Origin of the sequence: Spiroplasma endosymbiont of Panorpa germanica, from assembly GCF_964019765.1 — a bacterium.
Taxonomy (GTDB): Bacteria; Bacillota_I; Bacilli_A; order Mycoplasmatales; family Mycoplasmataceae; genus Spiroplasma_B.
In genome coordinates this window covers 838535-858930 of the sequence record NZ_OZ026461.1, presented here as the reverse complement: position 1 = coordinate 858930, position 20396 = coordinate 838535, and the positions used below count along the sequence as shown (strand labels likewise).

17 protein-coding genes are annotated in these 20396 nt (G+C 30.1%); 16 read left to right on the top strand and 1 reads right to left on the bottom strand.

Features of this window, described 5'->3' with window-relative positions; genetic code table 4:
* The first annotated feature begins 9 nt into the window (after window positions 1–9).
* From oppC to AACK87_RS03905, 10 genes are all read left to right on the top strand, one after another.
* Entirely contained in the window at window positions 10–987 is a 978-nt protein-coding gene (gene oppC, locus AACK87_RS03950; protein WP_338971841.1) for an oligopeptide ABC transporter permease OppC, read from the top strand.
* An 18-nt stretch (window positions 988–1005) separates the two neighbouring features.
* Window positions 1006–2703 carry an oligopeptide ABC transporter ATP-binding protein OppD gene (oppD, locus tag AACK87_RS03945; protein WP_338971838.1) on the top strand — a complete coding sequence of 566 codons (1698 nt, stop codon included), beginning with the start codon at window positions 1006–1008 and terminating at the stop codon, window positions 2701–2703.
* 3 nt (window positions 2704–2706) lie between these two features.
* Window positions 2707–4731, top strand: a complete 2025-nt coding sequence (gene oppF / locus AACK87_RS03940) for an oligopeptide ABC transporter ATP-binding protein OppF (RefSeq protein ID WP_338971835.1) — start codon at window positions 2707–2709, stop codon at window positions 4729–4731.
* A 119-nt stretch (window positions 4732–4850) separates the two neighbouring features.
* Window positions 4851–7079 carry an ABC transporter substrate-binding protein gene (locus tag AACK87_RS03935; RefSeq protein ID WP_338971833.1) on the top strand — a complete coding sequence of 743 codons (2229 nt, stop codon included), beginning with the start codon at window positions 4851–4853 and terminating at the stop codon, window positions 7077–7079.
* Window positions 7079–7738, top strand: coding sequence for a hypothetical protein (locus tag AACK87_RS03930; RefSeq protein WP_338971831.1), 660 nt, complete (start codon window positions 7079–7081; stop codon window positions 7736–7738). Before AACK87_RS03935 ends, AACK87_RS03930 begins: the two co-directional genes overlap by 1 nt.
* Before the next feature lie 114 nt (window positions 7739–7852).
* On the top strand, window positions 7853–10870 hold the full coding sequence (locus tag AACK87_RS03925; protein ID WP_338971828.1) for a DNA translocase FtsK: 3018 nt from the start codon (window positions 7853–7855) through the stop codon (window positions 10868–10870).
* Window positions 10871–10891: 21 nt separating this feature from the next.
* A complete protein-coding gene (locus tag AACK87_RS03920; RefSeq protein WP_338971825.1) occupies window positions 10892–11935 on the top strand; it encodes a hypothetical protein in 1044 nt (347 codons plus the stop codon).
* Between the two features lie 56 nt (window positions 11936–11991).
* Window positions 11992–12657, top strand: a complete 666-nt coding sequence (locus AACK87_RS03915; protein WP_338971823.1) for a hypothetical protein — start codon at window positions 11992–11994, stop codon at window positions 12655–12657.
* Window positions 12658–12716: 59 nt separating this feature from the next.
* Window positions 12717–13280 (top strand): hypothetical protein, encoded by a 564-nt coding sequence (locus tag AACK87_RS03910; RefSeq protein WP_338971820.1) that lies wholly within the window; start codon window positions 12717–12719, stop codon window positions 13278–13280.
* A complete protein-coding gene (locus AACK87_RS03905) occupies window positions 13281–14027 on the top strand; it encodes a class I SAM-dependent methyltransferase (RefSeq protein ID WP_338971817.1) in 747 nt (248 codons plus the stop codon).
* A gap of 25 nt (window positions 14028–14052) precedes the next feature.
* Here the strand turns inward: AACK87_RS03905 and AACK87_RS03900 are convergent, their stop codons facing one another.
* Window positions 14053–14655 carry an FMN-dependent NADH-azoreductase gene (locus AACK87_RS03900; protein ID WP_338971814.1) on the bottom strand — a complete coding sequence of 201 codons (603 nt, stop codon included), beginning with the start codon at window positions 14653–14655 and terminating at the stop codon, window positions 14053–14055.
* Between the two features lie 179 nt (window positions 14656–14834).
* Between AACK87_RS03900 and AACK87_RS03895 the strand changes: the two genes are divergently transcribed.
* From AACK87_RS03895 to AACK87_RS03870, 6 genes are all read left to right on the top strand, one after another.
* On the top strand, window positions 14835–15083 hold the full coding sequence (locus tag AACK87_RS03895) for a helix-turn-helix domain-containing protein (protein ID WP_338971811.1): 249 nt from the start codon (window positions 14835–14837) through the stop codon (window positions 15081–15083).
* A gap of 152 nt (window positions 15084–15235) precedes the next feature.
* A complete protein-coding gene (locus AACK87_RS03890; protein ID WP_338971808.1) occupies window positions 15236–15565 on the top strand; it encodes a hypothetical protein in 330 nt (109 codons plus the stop codon).
* A 274-nt stretch (window positions 15566–15839) separates the two neighbouring features.
* Window positions 15840–16313: a hypothetical protein gene (locus AACK87_RS03885; protein WP_338971805.1), complete on the top strand. Its 474-nt coding sequence runs from the start codon at window positions 15840–15842 to the stop codon at window positions 16311–16313.
* A 96-nt stretch (window positions 16314–16409) separates the two neighbouring features.
* Window positions 16410–17948: a hypothetical protein gene (locus tag AACK87_RS03880; protein WP_338971802.1), complete on the top strand. Its 1539-nt coding sequence runs from the start codon at window positions 16410–16412 to the stop codon at window positions 17946–17948.
* An 8-nt stretch (window positions 17949–17956) separates the two neighbouring features.
* A complete protein-coding gene (locus tag AACK87_RS03875; protein ID WP_338971799.1) occupies window positions 17957–19744 on the top strand; it encodes a hypothetical protein in 1788 nt (595 codons plus the stop codon).
* A 4-nt stretch (window positions 19745–19748) separates the two neighbouring features.
* Window positions 19749–20396 carry an ATP-binding cassette domain-containing protein gene (locus AACK87_RS03870; protein WP_338971796.1) on the top strand — a complete coding sequence of 216 codons (648 nt, stop codon included), beginning with the start codon at window positions 19749–19751 and terminating at the stop codon, window positions 20394–20396.

Genomic DNA, 20396 nt, shown 5'->3' with positions numbered 1-20396 from the left:
GGTCTTAAAATGCCAGATCAAAAAATCGACAAAAGTTCTACAGAAGATTTTGATATTGAAAAAATCGATCAAGATCTTTTCCAAATAATCGGACCTCAAAATGAAGAAAACGAGAGAATTACATCAAAACCATATAGTTATTGAAAAACTGTCGGATCAATTTTATGCAAGAACTGAATTTTTCTTGTATGTTCTGCAGTTCTACTGGTTATTATTCTATTAGCAGCGATTGTTCCAATTGGAAAAATAGCCGTTCCTAAACCTGGAGATATCACTTGAGATATCACTCAAAAAGATCCTTCTTGAGATCACTGATTTGGATTAGGAATCCAAGGAGAAGATTTTTGAAATAAAATTTGAATCGGAACTAGAACCACTTTAATTTTTGCTGTTACAATTTCAGTAATTCAAATTATTTTAGGAGTTGTGATTGGCTCAATCTGAGGGTACTATCGTCGTTTAGATATTTTATTTATTGAGATAACTCGTTTCATGAGTTTGGTTCCAACATTAATTTTATGGTTAATTATCATTTTTGCTTTTGGACAATCTTGAATCGTCATAGTTTTTGCGGTTTCAATTGTTAGTTGAATCGGGATGGCTGAAATTATTCGAATACAAATCATCTTGGTGAAAAATACTGAATATAATATCGCTTCAAGAACTCTAGCAACCCCAGGATATAAAATTATTGGACGTAACATTATGCCAAAAATTTTACCAATTATTATTCAAACAGCATCATTTTCAATTCCAGGAGCCATAGCCATTGATTCAACTCTGAATTACTTCAACTTTGGTTTCATTAAAGGAAGAGAAAACACATCATTAGGGAAAATCTTAAATGAAGTATTAGCTAATAGTGCTTGACAAGATTTCCCACACTTAATAATAATTCCCGTAGCAATGATAGCAGGTATATCAATTATAGTATTCTTAGTGGGTCGTGTATTTGCCGATTCTCTAGATCCTAAAAACCATCGTTAAAAGAAAGGAAGTAATAGAATGGAAAAGATAATTTCAATAAAAGATTTAATAGTTAAGTTTCGTGTCCGTTCAAAAACTTTAACAGCAATTCGTAATGTTTCTTTTGACATTTATGATGGTGAAACTGTTGCAATTGTTGGGGAATCTGGAAGTGGTAAGTCTGTTATGACAAAAACTTTAACCAATATGCTTGAAGAAAATGGATGGGTAAGTAATGGTTCAATCACTTACTTCCCAACAAAAAAATCAATTGAAGATGAAAACTCTTATTTCAAAGATGAGACAAATCTTTTAAGCTTGCATAAAACATTATTAGACAAAACTACTACAAAAGGTATCATCAAACAGAATAAAAATATCATTAAGCAAAAATCAAGTTTAATTGAAAAAATCAACGCTCTTGATCCAAAAGAAGTTGAAGAGATTTTGAAAACACTAAACGACCAATTAAAAGCAAATAAGGCTAAGTATGAATTCTCAAAATCAAATCGAGGAATTACTAAATCAATTCCGATTATTGAAAAAATTGAACAATACGAAGATATTTACAAGACTGCTTCAACTCCAGGATATCGTGAACAAAAGTTGGAAAAACTAGGCAACGAGATTAATTTTGCCAAAGCCGATATTGAAAAATTTAAAACACCTTCATTAGCTCGTAAATTTAATTTAAAAAGAAATGTTGATTTGATTAAAAAGTATTATAATAATCCAGGTGCAATTTCAGAAGCTGATTTTTTAAAAATCGATGAGTATTTTTCAAAAAGAGAATTTTTAAGTGAATTTGAACAAGAGTTGAAAAATTTTAACGAAGTGATTAAGGAAAAGGGAACCATTAACGAATTAGAATTCAGCACCTTAATTAAAAATTGAAAAAATATTTGAGCTCCAAATTTTATAGCTCAAGTGAAGGCTAATAAAGAAATTACTAAATTACGTGGCGCTACTATTGCGACTGTTTTCCAAGATCCGATGACTAGTTTAAACCCATTGTTATCAGTTGGATTTCAAATTACCGAAGTACTAAGAAAACACCACAATATGTCAAGAGCAGAATCTAAAGCCGAAGCTATCAAAATTTTAGGTAAAGTTGGAATTCCTAATCCAGAAAAACGTTTCAAAGATATTCCGGGACGCTATTCTGGGGGAATGAGACAAAGAGTTGTTATTGCAATCGCTCTGGCTTGTCGCCCTAAAATTTTAATCTGTGATGAACCCACAACTGCTTTGGATGTAACTATTCAATCACAAATTTTAGAATTAATTAAAGAATTACAAAAAGAGTATGGTTTCACAACAATCTTTATTACCCATGATTTGGGTGTAGTTGCCAATGTTGCAGACCGCGTAGCTGTAATGTACGCTGGTCAAATTATTGAGCACGGAACTGTTGACGATATATTCTTTAATCCACAACATCCATATACATGATCGCTTTTATCTTCACTTCCTCAACTGGGAATTAAAGGGGAAGACTTATTTTCAATTCCAGGAACGCCGCCATCATTATTTTCAAATATTAAAGGTGATGCATTTGCTCCAAGAAATAAATACGCAATGAAAGTTGATTACGTTCATGAGCCACCAATGTTTAAAGTTAATGAAAACCATTATGCTAAAACTTGGTTGTTAGATCCAAGATCTCCAAAAGTTCAAAGACCAAAACAATTAGACATGCTTTCCCAAGCTGTCAGTGATGCAAAGGTTGGTGAATAATTTATGAAATCAAATCAAAAAGAACCTTTTGTAATGGTTCGCGACCTTGAAGTTCAATTTAGAGCTAAAGGTAAAACCTTTAAAGCAATTAAAGGAGTTAACTTTGATGTTCTTAAAGGTGAAACTTTAGGATTAGTTGGTGAATCAGGAAGTGGTAAAACCACAATCGGAAGAGCTATAATGGGTATTCAACCAATTCATGATGGAACAGTTTATTTAGAGAATAACGTTATTGGTGGAAAATTGCCAAACTTAAATTCAATGAATAAAAAAATTCTGTTTAAAATCAACAATATGCAATTAAATATTAATAGCTCAATTGTGGCTTTAAATAACTACTTGAAATACGCTAAGCAAACTTACTACAAATATGTTGAAAACAAAAACTACAATATTAAAACCAATGAAATCAGAGAATTTAGTAATCAAAACTATATTCTTAAAGATGGAACCAACTTTTATAAAAAAATTAGTACCAGTGATTATAGCGCTAAACAATTTGAATTAGTTAAAATGTTAATCAATGATAATTTGAAATCTTTAATTAGCGCAATCAAATTACAAAAACGTTTACTAAGATTTATTGATAATCTAAGTGAATATATTCCTGAAATTGACAAAGAACTTGAACTATCAATTATGAAAAAGCAAAACGATACTTTAGATTTAATTTTGCAAACCAAAACATTAAATAACCAAGTTTATGAAAATATTTTAAAAATTGAAAAAATTCGTCGCAATTTCAGAATTAAAGGATACTACAATTCTTTAACTGACTTTTTCAACGAACTATTCACTGTTTTAAAAGAAGTAACTTTAGGATGTCGTCAGGCTTCTAAAATATTCTTAACAATCTCAGATAACCAAAAGATGAATGTTGCTTTATCAAGTTCGCAAAAAAGCCGCAAAAAACAAATCGAAATTTATAACGCAGAAATTCAAACACCAAAAAATCAAGTGATCAATACTTTTGAAAAAAGAATTTCTAAATTGAGTGTAGATGAAGAAATTGATGATGCTAAAAAAGGATTGCTAGAAAGCTACAAAATTGCTTTAGATTCAATTAAAGATAGTGAAGATGAAATAATTACCAATCGGGAAGTTATTGAAACTTATCGATGAGCTAAAAACAATGATGAGCAACCAAATATTGAGTATTCAGCTATTGTTGAGCTTCTAGAGTTTTTAAAACTGCCATCAATTGATGATGTTATTAAAAATTCACAATTCTTCGTTTTACAGAATCGCAAATCTCGAAGAGAATTTAAGAAAAAAATGCAAATGATTTTCCAAGATCCAGCAGCTTCACTAAATGACCGAATGGCGGTTGGGCAAATTATTGGTGAGGGTTTAGAGAACTTCCCTGAACTTTACAAGAATGAAGAAGCTCGATCAAATTATGTTGAATTTTACAACAATAATTTAAAAGAGGGACAGCAATCGCTTTCAATGGAAAAAGTAAAAGATGGGGATGTAAAACAATTCTTAATTCTTTCGATCCTAAAAGAGGTCGGTCTTTTATCTGAACACTTATCTCGATACCCTCACGAATTTTCAGGGGGTCAAAGACAAAGAATCGGAATTGCTCGAGCATTGGTTATGCGTCCTGAATTTGTAGTTGCAGATGAACCAATCTCGGCACTTGATGTATCAATTAGAGCACAGGTATTAAATCTTTTAAAACTATTCCAAGCTAAATTCAATTTAACTTACATTTTTGTTGCCCATGACTTATCAGTTGTTAAATTTATTGCTGATAGAATCGCTGTTATTTACCATGGTGAAATTGTTGAACTTGCCGAAGCAAATGAATTATTTAATAATCCAATGCATCCATATACAAAATCATTACTAACAGCAATTCCGCTACCAGATCCAAAACAAGAAAAAGTTAAGATCCACGTGGAATATAACCCAGAAGAAGTACACGCAGATTATATATTTGACGTACCAGAATTTGTGGAAATAACACCCGGACACTTTGTGTTGGCTAATTCGCGAGAATATAAAGAATTAAAAAATAAATAAAATACCAAACAAATTAGTTTGGCATTTTTTTATAACATTAAATATCAAATAGTGGTATTATCGCCGAAAAACCACTATAATAAGAAAATATAACAAATAAGATAAAAGGAGGGTATCAAATGCTTAGACTTAAATTAAAAATGCTAGCGAGTTTTTCAGCAGTTACTCTAGCAGCTAGTTCTGTAGCTAGTTGTGGAATAACTTCTAGTAGACTAATGTCTCGTTTAAATGATATTAATACCTTTAGATTTACTTACCTGTACCCATTAACAAGTTGATCGACTGGAGTAACAATGCAAGCAGAAGATGGACGTTATTTAAATAACTTGCAAGGAACTCTTTTAACAAATGACCAATATGGAAGAATTGTTGGTGATTTAGTTGAAGAAGGTTGAACGCATAACGCAGACTCAACTGAATGAACTTTTAGATTCAAAGATGATGCTCATTGATTTGATGCCTCTGGAGTTAAAATGGAAACCATTCAAGGAAAAGATATGAAAAACGCTGCTTTTTACGTTTTAAATAATCGTAGTATTTCAGAAACCGCAGGTCTATGAGAAACCTTTATTAAAGGGGCTAGCGAATTAAAAGGCAAATTGAATGGTGTGAAAGCAAGTGATGGTAGCTATGCCATTGCCCCATCCAGTGATTTTGATATTGATCAATTGTATGAAGATTTTGAAGGTATTGTATTGGATAAAACTGATAACAAAAAATTCACCGTTCACCTTACAAAAGGGGTGCCATATTTTGATACAGTGGTAACTTATTCAGCCTTTTCACCACTTCCAGATAAAGCTATTGACGAAAATAAACCAAGTGATTCTTATTACAATTATGGAAGAAACTGAAGAATTCCTTGATACTCAGGAGCTTATCTAGTTGATAAATATGAACCAACTTCACAAATAGTTATGAAAAAAAATCCCAACTATGTAAATGCTAGTGATATCCATGTTAACAGTTTACAATATACATATTTAAAAAATGCTGATGTGAGTCGTAATAGGGTTTTATTTGAATCAGGAGATGCAAGTGAAGCTGTAATTGCTCCAACTGACTCAGCGGGATGAAATAAATATGTTGGAAAAGATGCTGCGAACCCAATTTTTTCGGGAGCCACAAGTGAGGTTTCTCCAGATCCAACAACGTTTAACTACACAATGAATATGGCCAACGTAAATCGTGATGAACAAGCTCGTAAAGCTAACTTAGCAATGACCACAAAATCAGTTAGAGCACTTCTATCTAACTATTTAGATAGAAGTTTATTTGTTAAATATTTCTCTGATGCTCTAGATAGTGGTAAAACTTCTTCATTTTTAAGAAACGTTTATACAGCTCGTAAATTCGTAGTTGAAGAAGATGGAACCGATTATGCTTCATATATTGAACATAAATATGAAAAAGAAGTGATGACAACTAAGGAATCACAAACTCTAGCAGACCCAGAAGCAGCCGCTCAACCAAGTTCGGCTAGTGATTTATTAGCTGATGGAAGTGACGCACTATATCACAATGAAAACAACTTAAAAAATTCATTTAAAGATTCTAAACCAAATATCACAATTGATACTTTATTTGATGAAGTCAGAAAAGACTTAAAAGCAGTTGATATAAATGAAAGAGTTCAAATCCCAACTTTAATGAATGGTAACTTAGCAACAACTTCAAATATTTATCTTGAAAACATGGTTGATACATTTAATGCAATTGATAATAATCCAATCGAAATTGTTAAAAATGTCACAGTTGATGTAACTGAATATCAAACGCTCCTAAAAAAAGGTGGATGAAATTTAGCAGTATCAGGATGATCTCCAGATTACTCAGACCCATCAACTTACTTAAATACTTATGCCATTGGTGGAGATTTACAAGGTTATACTGGAACTAATCGAGTGGCAACATTTGACAAGTCAGGAGACACAGTAACTTTCAAAAGTTTTAATGATGATTATAAATATTTAAGCACTAGTAAAGAAGCAGTTGAAACTATGAAAAGATATGCTGAGTATTCAACTAAATTGAACGAAGCTGACAGAATTACTAATAACTTAAAAGATCGTTACGAAGCTTATGCAGAGGCTGAATTCAATTTAATATATCGTGATTATTTATTAATTCCACTTTATGTGCCAAATGGTAGTTATCAAGTTAAATTGACATACAAAAAACCATTTACCCAACCTTTAACACCATATGGGGGATCTAAATACCGATTCAACTTTGTTGAATTAACACCATTCTTGCTTACTCAACGCGAACGTGATGTTTTAGCTATTAGATATGAAGAGCAAAAAAAAGCAATTTTAGAAGATGTTAAAAGCGGAGGTGTTCACTAATGAAAAAATTACTATTTAGTATTTTAGCAGTTGGTTTAACATCAACTAGCACTTTTAGTGTAATTAGCTGTGGGGACAGGACTCATAATCGGGATTTTAGCAAAAATAATTTACAGGTTTATTCATCTTCAGAATTATCACATATTGGTATTTTAGAAAATTCAGATATTAAAGCAGGACAAGAAGCATTTGAGTGAAATGCTGCTAGAGCTTTGGAAAATGATGTTTATTTACCAATTGTGGAAAAAGACTTTGAATTTATTTACTACAATGCAGATCACGAAGTTATCACCAGTGATAAAGTTGATTTTGGAATTGGAAAAACAATTATTTTTCAAATAGTTGCTAAAACTACAAGCGAAAATTTTGAAGACAAAACCATGATTATTGAGGCAGTTACTTTTCAAGATAGTAAAAAAGATTTAAAAGATAGGGTATTACAATCTTATTTGAAAGACTTCAAAGCAGATATTGAAAAACCAGATGAAATTTTTCAAAGAATAAAAAGATTCAATAACCATTTAATTTGTAATTCAAAAAACATGGAAATTGTCTCAGTCATAGAAGCTCAAGATGGTGAAACTGGTACTATTACCATTAAAGGAACCAGCTCAAGCCTTCATTACACAGATACAGAATTTCAATTAACATATATTTAAAAATATCTTTTTAGATTTAAAAAGATATTTTTCTTTCGTTAAGGGTTCTTTGAAATATCCTCACTAATTTAGTATAATAATTAAATAAATAAACACAAATTAAGGTGGGTTAGAATGAAAGAAACAGATCAAGAGTTTGAAAATCAAAATGATGATCGAACCAAAGCTTTTAATATCTACAAAAAACAGCGCCGTGGTGATTCAATTGGGTGAATTATTGGGGCCTTGTTGCTGTTCTTTTTTAACATAGTTTCAATCGCTAGACTAACAATTGTTGGCCAGTTTTTTGACGATGTTATTTTTACTTTGCCTTTCGGGTGGTTTAAATACGTAATTTACTTTGTCTTTTTTGCAGTGGATATTTCAATCTACTTTGGGATAAAATACAAATTTAAACCAAGATTTTTACTAATGGTAACGTGCACAATCCTGGCTTCATGTTTTTTAATTTCAGCTATTTTGTTAATCGTGGCTTGAGATACTAAGTCAGAATTATTTGTGGTTAAGGATTTTTGATCAAAATCAATTATTTCTGATGTTATGAAAAGTTATTTTGCAAATTGAAAAGAAAATTCAGTATTTTCAAGTAATCATCAAAATTCAAATCCATGATTAATATCTCCACCAGAAAGTTATTTCACACTATGAGCGGGTGGAGGGATTTTTGGTAATCTGTTAGCTTCAATTGCAGGATTTACAACCATTTTTGGAGGTCTTATCATTGCTACATTCACGTTCTTTATCACTTTGGTGTGAATATTTACAGGAGACCCGTTTTATTTATTTAAACCAAAAAACAAGCGTAAGGGTCGCAGCCTGCGAATTTTACAATTAAAAAATAGCGGTAGTCGAGCTTCTAGTTCAAAACGTCGTTATATGGATGTTTTAGATTTTAATCCCGGAGATAGTTTTAATGATAGAATGATTCTTGAATCAATCAAGGAAAGTGATGTTACAATTGAATTACCAAGTTTTCGTCGCCATCGCCAAGAGGATTTATACCAAAATCAAGGACACGGATTTTATAAAACTCAATTGGATTTTCACCAAGATGATGATCATTTAACTCAAATGCAAAAAGTTGATGATAGTTATTTACAAAAAGGGGCTCGTGGATATAAACCGATTAACAAGATTAATGAAGATTTTTATGACAATAGTTTTAAGGAATTTGAACGTAACTTAAATCCAAATCAAGATTCACAGAGAAATATTTACTCTCACGATGTTAACCAGGGATACCAACAACCTCAAAGGGATATTTATAAACCAAACGATTATAAAGTTGAAAAATACGATGTTCCTCAATCAAGTATTTATGGAAACATTTCAACCAATCAAGCTCGTGAAATCTTTGAAAAAGAAACCAAAATCACCCCATTTGGAGCTAATGGTAAAACCACTGAACTATTTGGACACTTATCACAAGAAAATAAAGACAGAATTTTGCCAAGTCAAAAAGACCGTCTGGAAAGCTTAAATTCTAATAAACCTCGTCAATCAACTATTGAAGAATTTATTTCAAGTGCTAAAATCGAACAAAAAAGTTATGATGAAATGTTGGCCAAACAACACCAATCTCGTAGCCCAATGGCAGAAATTGCTGCACAAAGAAATAACACCCGTGTTGTAAATAACGGATTCTTAAACAACCCCTCATCAGGATTTTCAAAAATCTCAGTTGACAAAAACAAAATTGTTAAAAAAGAACTTTACGTTAACAAGGGTTATAAAATCCCACCAATTTCTTTATTGGACGAACATAAAACTAATATAGATGATTTGCGTAAAAATGAAGCGATGGCTCACGCCAAGGCTGAGTCAATTAATAATGCTTTAGCACAATTTAACGTTAATGCTAAGGTAGTTAATATGAATATTGGACCAACAGTTACTAAATTCGAATTACAACCAGCTCCAGGAACCAAAGTAAATAGTATTATATCTTTGGAAAACGACTTAAAACTAGCTTTAGCAAGTCAGAATGTCCGTCTAGAAGCTCCAATTGAGGGGAAAGCCTTGGTTGGTATAGAACTAGCCAATGATGTTGCTAGCTTAGTGCCTTTACGAGCGGTTATTGAAAAGACACCAATTCAAAAAATGAACTCAAAATTGTTATTTGCAATTGGTAAAAATGTAACAGGGGAGTTATTATTTGCTGAACTTGATAAAATGCCGCATTTACTAGTGGCTGGTTCAACTGGAAGTGGTAAATCAGTTATGATTAACACAATAATTACCTCGATATTATTACGCAGTAAGCCCCATGAAGTTAAATTTTTAATGATCGATCCTAAGAAAGTGGAATTACAAATTTATTCAAACTTACCACACTTACTAGCTCCAGTAATAACTGATATGCGTGAAGCAAATAGTGCTTTAAAAAAAGTTATTAATGAAATGGAACGCCGTTATAGTTTGTTTACTGAAGTTGGTGTTAAAAATATTGAAGGTTATAATTCAAAAGTGATTGATGATAAAAGTCGTTTGCCATTTTATGTAATTGTAATTGATGAGTTGGCTGACTTAATGATGACAGCAAACAAAAAAGATGTTGAAGATAGTATTATGAGGTTAACTCAAATGGCGCGAGCAGCTGGAATTCATTTAATTGTTGCGACCCAAAGACCTTCTACAGACGTTCTAACTGGGGTTATCAAGTCAAACATTCCTACACGAATTGCTTTTGCTGTGTCTTCGGGAATAGATTCACGAACAATTTTAGATTCAACAGGAGCTGAAAAATTAATTGGTCGAGGCGACTTGTTATACATGCCTCCTGGAAGTTCAACCCTAACCCGTGCTCAAGGAGCCTTTTTAAGTGATTCAGAAATTGAAAGAATTGTTGATTTTGCTTCTAACCAACAACAACAAATTTTTGATGACGATTTTTTAAACATTCAAGAAAATAACGATACTTACTCGGGTGGTTCAAATGACGATCTTTATGAAGAAATTAAGGATTATGTCATCCAAATTCAAAAGGCTTCAACTTCTTTAATTCAACGCCGCTTTAGCATTGGTTATAACAGAGCCGCTAAAATAATTGATGATTTAGAGTTGAATGGGATTATTGGTCCTCAAAATGGCTCAAAACCAAGAGAAGTATTTATTAGTAGTGAAGAATATTAATTTTTAAAAAGGAGATTTTTTATGAAGACATGAGAAGTATTTCAAATTAATTACTCATATGAAGTTAAAATCGATAAGATAAGCAAAAAAGTGCCTATAAGGACATTTTTTATTCCGCTTGGACTTGATTATGATCGCACGGGAAATGTTATCGGCTTTGTTTCAATTCAAAGATCTGCTTTTGAAGATAGAAAAATTGAAATTGATTTCTATAATCGTATTTCAAAAACCGAAAATCACATAACTTTGAGAAAAAACAATTTTGCAAGTGTTAAATTAGATAATCTAAAAAACCCACTGGGAGTAATTGACGATAAAACCAAACTAGACGTTTTAGAAGCTCTAAGTATTAAGAGGATTTTCCTGCAAAGTATATATTTGGACGGCGAAACTAAAGAAACACTCACAAAGATTCGTGAAAAATTTGACCCGGTCATTATTTTAAACAACGAAATTGAATTATCCTTGGAAATTATTAGCAAAAATAGTGATCAAGTTGAAGAATTAATTCAAAAGATTGAGGAACTCGACTATTTAAGCAGCTTGCTTTTAGAAGATAACCAAAAATTTGCAAAACAGACCGACTCAGAATTCAATGATGTGCGTCGTGCCAGGGTTGGTTCAAATGTAATTGAAATAAAAAATCATTTAAGCAAAATCCGTGACAACGAAATTCAAATTACCAATAATTATAAATTTTTAAAAGAGTATAACTCTCAATTGCTAGATTTGTTTTCTCAGGCTTTAAATTTACGCGATCAAAATTGCAATTTTTTTGAAAGTGTTATTGAAAAATTTAAACAAATGAAGAGATCAATTGATTATTTGGATCGAAATCACGAATTACCTTATTTGAGCTATTGTTTAAACATTGACCCTAGTTTATTAGAAGAACCTAACTTTGATAAACTTAAATTTGATTTAGAAATGGAAAAACAATCAGCAGATTCTTTCAGAAAATGAATTCAAGAAAAAAAATATGCCGACGAAAACTATGATCAACTAATCAATCGACGAGATGACTTAGTAGAGTATGACAAATTATTTAATAAGCTTATTAAATAATTTTTCTATTTAATTAATGTATAATTTTAGAGTTGTTAGAAACGGAGGACATAAATATGAGTGATATGTATTGAATTGTTCTTGGAATAGGAATTGCAGCGATCCTTTTTGGGGCAACGGGCCTAATTTTTATAGTAAGAAATTCGAAAAAAAATAACACTAAAAACAACCAGAAAAATTCACAAGATAACCAAGGTTATCATACTGAATTACAAGATATTAAAAAAATAACCAAAGACTTTTTTAAAAACGCGAAGAAAGATGTGATTTTAGATTACTTTGGTAATAAAATAACAATTAGCCTTAGTCCGCCAAAAGATTTACTTAAAGAATTAAAAATAACTTTAAAAGAGTCACAAATTCAAAAGGCAGAAAGCCAAATTCAAGAATTATGGACCAAAGGGTTTGAAGATATTAAAACTACAACAATGGCTATGGAAAAACTTTTCTTAGATAAGTTTAAATCATTAGAAGAAGAAGTTGAGGTTGGAATCATTATTACCAAAGGGTATGTTTCGATTCTAAACGAAATCTTAGATATTTTTGCTAACACGTTTTGAGTTCAAATCATGTCAATGCAAATGGCTATTATTAGCAAAGATGAGTCTTTAATGGCTCCTGTGGATGAACCGATTAACTCGACTTCATTAAACAAAAAGATTAAAAAATTTAAAGCGACCCTAAAAGAGTTGGTTAAATATATTGAAGCTGACATTAAATAGTAGAATTTCAATATAATTTTCAAATATGCTATAATCTTTTTAATATTGGGGGTAATTGTATGAGATTAACCAAGACATTAAATTGAATTCAAATATTTTTGAAATCAACAACGACAGTACTGCTAATTGTATTTTTATTAGTTAAAATTTTTGTATTTAAGGAAACAAAATGGTTTGATATTTTGATAGCCGTGATTGGAATTATTATTTTAGTATTTTTAATCGAAGCGGCTGTTGAATTTCCAATCAGTCAATATTCAAGTTCTTTAGCCACTATCCCGCTTTCATTCTTATTTTGACATTGAATCAAACCAAAAGAACCAAAAATAATCTCAGATTTAGACCAAAAAAAATCACTTGAACCAACATGCAAAGAAAAGATTTCAGAAAATCGCTTGAAAATATCTTATCTAATAGCTAGTCTAACTATAAAAGCATTTTTAAATGTTATTTTTATTACGGTTTTAATTAAGAACTTTTTTGATGTTTATTGAGTCGTGACATTTATAATTTTATTTACAGCTTCAATAGTGATTGATGCTATTTTGATGAGTCGCTATATTAAAAATTTAGTTAAAAAATCAAAGTCTCTTGCAAATCTTAGCATTGTTCAGGGTGTTTAAATGAAAAATTATTATCCTAGTTTAAGTGGTTTGATTTATGACATGACAAAGCCGGTTGGATACTCTGTTGATGGTGATTTAGATTTTTATTTTGATCAAGTCAAAAATTATACTGGAAATATTTTGGAAGCCGGAGTCGGTACTGGTAGAATGATGGTTCCATTTTTGAGAAAGGGTATCAAAATGGTTGGAATTGATAGTTCAAAAGAAATGTTAGAGATCTGTCAAAACAATTTAACTAAGTATAACCAAGAGGCTTTGCTAATTCACGACGAGTTGATCAACCTTAGTTTAACTCAAAAATACGACGCAATTTTAATGCCAACTGGCACAATTTGTCTTATTGAAGATCGAAATCAGGTAATGGAAATTTTAAAGAATTTTAAAAATATTTTAACAAAAGAAGGTAAATTGGTAGTAGACTTAATTTACCCAACAAATTTTAAACCTGGTGTTGACCACAGTTTTGACTATCAAATAGATGATAATCGCGTTATAAAATTAACCAATAAATCTAAGGAGATTGATTGAGTTAATCAAAAAACAATCTCACAACTGGTTTATGAGGATTTTCAAGCAGATAAAATTGTTGAAACACAGGTTCAACAATTTAATTTGAATTGGTATGGGGTTGAAGAATTTAAAAACATGTTATTAAATTCAGGATTTAGTAAACTAAATGTTGAAATAAACTACGGTATGAAAAGGGTTTTAAATCTCAAAACCGTTACAATTATTGCTTCATAAAAAAAATAGACTTACGTCTATTTTTTTAAAATTCTTTAGCAGCTTTAATGATTTCATCTTTAACTTGTAAGACAGCTTCGTTAGGATTTTGTTTATCAACGGGAGCTATTTTAGTTCCTGCAAATAAAACAGGCGAGTTTACTTTGGCCCCCATAAATTCTCATGTTCCTTTTAAAAACTCGGTGTGGTTACCAAATAAATATCAACCAAAAGGAGCGCCTTGAGTAGTCAAAATTTGAACTTTTAAGTCTTTCAACAATCCGATTGCTTCGCCTTTTTTTGAATACTTATAAGAAAATGTTTCATTGGCTAATAAAACGTGTTCTAGATAATTTTTAACCAACCCAGTAACGTTGAAGTTATTCATAGGACAGCCAATAATAACTTTATTAACCTCCTTCAGTTGATTTATGTATTTAAAGGTATCATTTTCATTAAAGTAGGTAGCCATATTATCTCTAGTTAGAGTTTTGTGTGCCATCTCCTCATTGTTTAAATCTAAATGAATGTATTCTGCTTGAGGGTCAATTTTCTTGTATTCCTCTATGAATAGATTTGTTAATGCTACAGAAAAAGATTTTTCAATAGGACTAACTGAACCATTTATTACTAAAATTTTATTTTTCATACTAATTCCTCCTTGATATTTATTCTATTCTTATTTTATTTTTTATCAACTAGTATTTTAGTTTATTAAAATTTTGAATTATTAGCCTAATTTTTATATTAAAGTGGCACTTATTGTTAAATTTTTAAAAAAATCGTTTATTATATAAATAGATTGTAAAAAAAGAAAGGAGTAATTTTATGGCGAACCACCAGGGAAATAAGTCTAATATTTTGAGTTATGAAAAAAAATTAGAAATGGTGAAGGAGCATTTTGAAAATAATGTTCCCCTAAAAGATCTTGTAAATATGTACAACGTCTCTTACTCGGCAGCAAGAAATGCTTGTATAAATTACCAGACAAAAGGTCCAGAGTCTTTAAGAAATAAAACCGGTAGAACATTTGGTTGAAAAAGAGCTAAGGACACACCATTTTCTGACGAGAACTAGTAAAAGTACTGCAAAAACAATCTATTATAAATTTTAACGATATAGTTAATTATTTAGAACAAAAAAACCTTATTAGGTTTTTTTTAATTTTTAATCAGTTTTCTGTTTTCTTGGAATAATCAATTATGCTATAATATTAATGAGGTAACAATATGGAAAAATTCAATATAGCTTGAGAGAACTCAGTCAGCTTTAATAATCAAGATAAAGAAAAAATGCGAATGTGTTACATTTGTGATGACATCATGAAATTTAAAGATATGAATACAAGTGAACCAGAACCAGGTTTAAAAGGTTGAAACATTGATTGAGTGGACGGTAATATTAATAATGTAAATACTTCCAATTTGGTTGCTACCCACGCGGTCTGCAACGAAAATAAATTAAATGTTAATGGTTTTTGACTTTATATCAGTAAGAAAAATTATGAAGATAAAATATCTTGAAATACTGACTTAAAAGCTAGTTTTTTTGCAAAGTAAATATTTTGCAAATTTACTTGCTTTTTTTTGGTTTTTTTGTAAAATAAATCAAGTTAAGAAAGCGAAAGCAAGATACGACAACTATCAGCTATAAACGAACCACAAAAGGGAGTTAATTTCTCGTCTAGTATTTATACCCCCATAATGTTCGTTAGAAAGTAAAAAAAACCAAATTCTTTGGTTTTTTTTACTTTAAAAGCAAATTTAAAGTTTTATTGCACTTTTGGATAATGTTGGTATAATAATTATTGTAAATAAAAGAGGAAGGTAAGCAATGCTAAGAGAAAAAGTAAATTTTTTTAAGATATTTTTAACTTTGTTTGGAATACTGTTACTATTGACAATTGGATACTTCCTAATAAATATAGTTAAAAGCTCACAATTTTGAGAATCACAAAGAGAACAACTGTTAGAAGATGAATTCACACCTGGAATGACAACAATAACATTTAACCAAATGCCAATTAGATTAATCCTTTTATCACTTTTAAATCCTTGATTATGAGTCGGTTCAATTGCAATTTTAAGTTTCTTTATGTGCCTGTCTTTTGCTACATTCAAACAAGAAACTAGAATGCTTAAAAAAATTAGCATAACTATTTTGGTGCTAATCTTTATATCAACCATTTTATTATCAACATCTTTTATAGTTTTAGATCAACAAATTGATAAAACCCCTAAACCAGAAGGATGACAATTAGTTATTTCAAAAATAAAAGAAATAATCATTAATTCAGTAAAAAAATAAAAACCAGCATTGCTGGTTTTTGCATTTTCACGTAGATTTGTCAAAAATCAATTGATAAATTATGTGATAAAATAAATAAATAAAGGAGTTGGTATTTTGAAAAAGTTAACAGCTATATTAGGCGCAATTTGCTTATTTACAGTGCCAACTTCAGGAGTGGTTTCTTGTTTAGTTCCAGATGAAGAAATTCCTTGAGATGAACATGAAGAGATTTTAGACTTGTTGAATATTAAAATAACAGATATTTTTGTTAATAACACAACTACAAAGGAACAAATACAAGATTACTTTATCGATCAACTTGACCAAAATTCAATCATTAAAGATAAATATGAGTTTGAAGCGATGGATTATGACAAACAACTTGGTATGGGGTTTTTTCTTTTTTCAATAAATGAGGATATCGATGGTCTTGGTGAAGAGGGCGACGATTTTAATTTTAATTTTACTACAAAAAGTGTTGACGGAATTGAAATTAAAGGGCAAACTCAACTGGGTGATTATGATTTCACTAGAGATCTAAAGGTTAAATTTGGTAGCGAAAGTGATACTATTGAAAAAACGCTTTTCACCGGCATTGATAAAAATAAATATTTTTCAGGTAATACAGAAATCATCTATTTAAAATCACATAAATTTAACCCTTATGGAAGTTGTAAAATAAAATTTAAAAATGATGTCGACCTGGCATATAAAGCTGATGATGTTTTTGATTTTGATTTTGAAATTAACTGAACTGACCCACAAAATGCAGTTGCAAGTCAAAGAGTTCTAGATACTTCATTAGGGGATATTCAAATTCGCAGCGACAGAAATTCTTTGGCAGATATAGAGTCAGAAATTAGCAATACTTTAAATCAAGATCCAAGAATTAATAATAAATGAAAATATTATCCTGATAAGGGACAAAATATTTATTATGATAGCAAAACAAAAACAGGTGAATTTATTTTAGAGTTTACTGGAAATGTTGAAAACTATTTCTCAACCGGTGACTATAAGCAAATGAAGTTTACAGTCAACGAGAAGGACATGAGCTATTTAGAATATCCCGAAATCACTTTTTTTGATTGTGATTTTTCGGGAATTAAATTAAAGCCTACTGCCAGAGAAGATCAGGCGAAAGCTGAGGTTATAAAAATTTTGGACCAAAGTTCAAAATTGAAAAATAAGTATGAATTAATTGATAATAGTTTTAAATTTAGCAAGGAATTCAATTCTTTTGAGAGCTCATATTTAGATTTTAGAATTAGAGCTACCCAAGATGTGGATATAAACTTTAAAGAAGGCGATGTAAAATTTTTACACTACAACTTTTCATTTGAGGGAACTACTAAGTTTAAAATAAATAATGAAACAAAATATAACTTCATCATGCAAGTTTTTGAAGAGGAGATTGAAGATATTATTTTTAAAAATAGCAATAAAACAGTTGGGGACTTTAAAAGAGATTTTAAAGAACTGGTTAAAAGGCAAAGGGAATATGATGTGGATTTTGGAATCGATGAAGATGTCCATCTTTCAACTAATCTTAAAGAATTTGATGATACAACATCAATGTTAAGTATTTCAAAAATTAGACTTGTTGGAGTTACGCAAAAAATATTAGGAGACCATACTTTTAATTTGAGATAGGAGAAAGAATGAAAAGTAAAGCAAGAATCATAAGAGCGTTTATTTGAAAAGAAACAATTAAGTCTTGAGGCTTAATTGTTTTCTCGTTTTTTGTTCTTCTAATTAATTTAATTTTTAATTACTTTATCATTGACAAAGCCAAAAATGATGCTACTCTTAAATCTGAGACGACTTTAATTATTGTAAATATTGCAATTTTAATATTTTGAATTCTGTTATTTCAAACATGATTCTCAAGAAAATTTTTTCATAATCATTTCGAACAACAAATTATTAATTTAGAAAGAACCAGTTTTATTTCTAATTGAAAAATTTTTTCGATTAGAATGGTCATTAATTTTTGAGTAGCGACCATTTTTATTTTAACTTTATTCTGCGTTACAGTATCAATGGTTCTGGTCCGAAATTTTGAGAATTTTAACATTTACTTAAAAATGTTTTATCCAATTTTCTTCACGGCAGGAATTATAAATCTATTATTTTTTGGGTTGATGGTATTGTTTGAAATGACACTGCCATGATTGTTTCCAAGCATTGTTGCCACATTGTTTGCAATTACCCTATCAATTAGCGGTTTAAGTGCTAACCTGCACTTTCAAACTACTCAAAAAAAGGATTCACCAAGAGATGACTTAATAGCTAGAAATTTAAGTCGTCAAACTATTGGGATTGAAACAGTTGTGGATATTTATGAGTTGAGCGAAGTTAATGAATTTGTTGAAGATTTGATTAAGTCATTTGAATTCTGAGACTATGCATTTAAATTAAAGAGCTGTAATCAAGAATGCAAAATTGAGAATGATTACAAAAACGAACTTTATTCTAGTGTTTTTAACGACTATCTTTTTTTAGATATTGATAAAAAGACTGGAGATAACAATGACTTTGAAATAAATTGAGAAATAATTGACGGCAGTATTAAATGAGGAAATGACATGGTTTCTAAGAAATTAAGACCTTTAGAAGTTTTTTATGATATTAACCAAAGCTTAAGGGACTATTATCTAGAAAATAAATTCTCTCAGACTCGCGAGAATGATTGAAAAAATTCTTTATTCAATTTAGAGAGAAAAAATATTAAAGATATAAAATTAAACCCATTCAATAATGACCAAATATTAATAGCTTTAAAAGAGATTCGAGAAACTAAAACACTCTCATTAAATTATTCGAATGAAGATATCATACAGTTTTATGATTACGCAAACACTTTTATAAATGATTACTCATACTTTAATACTTCAAGTTTATCGCCCTTAGATTTAAACCAAACAAATAGTGAAGATTTCTTTTATAATAGTTTGCAAAACAATAACGCTAATAAAGAACATTTGTTGTTTAACTCATCCTCGGGTGAAAGAGTGTTAACTGGAACTATGTTATCAATGATTAGAAACGCATACAACTACAATTTTAATTTGTGAAACGAACCCGATCTTAATCGATACATAAAAAAACAAAAAACCAGTGTGGGTATAAACTACATGTCTCAATTTTGATTAATGAGTAATTTCGGTTGATACAATAATCAAATTGAGTATCACAAATCTAATCCAAAAATTGGCGCAATGGCAAACAAATATTATAAGGTAGAGTTTAAAGAAGGCTACGCACCTGAGGAATTTATTGTAAGAAATCAAGTAAATGAATATGCACAAAGAATGGTTAAAATAGACAGCTTTAAAAAAAGTATCGTACCAGTTTGAACACTTTATTTTACTTGGATAGCTGTGGCATTATTGACAATTTCAATTGGGTATTTAGAATTTCATAAGAAAATAGTAAAAAGGAGATAGGTTCATGGAAAAGTTGCTTATTGTAAATAACATCACTCAAAAAAGGGGTGCAACTTCTTTTTATGAAAACATTTCCTTTTATATTATGGAAAAATCTATAAATCAGCTTGTTGACATTGATGAGAGCAATATGCTCAAAATAATTTCAGGTCAAAGTAATTTTCAATCTGGAGGGATTTTCTTAAATGGTTTAAATGTTTTTGAAGCCTCTCTAGTTAAAAAGATTAGCTATGTCTTAGACTTAAACAAGCTACCAGAGAAAATGGTTTTGCAAAATTATCTTTCATATTGCGGGAAATTAAAATCAATTACAAAAAAAGAATCAGAGGAAAAACTAGTGGAGCTAATTCGCTATTTTGAAATAGATGATTTATTATTTGTTAAAATTTTTAAATTAAGTAAAATTCAAAAGTTTAAGATAACCTTGCTAATAGCTATGTTGAATAATCCAGAAATAATTTTACTAGATCTTGATTCAGATAACTTTTCTCATGATGAAATTAATATTGTAACAAAAAGCATCCACCAACTAAATGAATCTGGAACAGCTTTTATTATTAGAATTTTAAAAGATGAAGAAAGCAAAAAACAATTTAAAATTAATTTTTCAAAAACAATATACTTGAATAAAGAAAATGGAGATGAGGGCTAA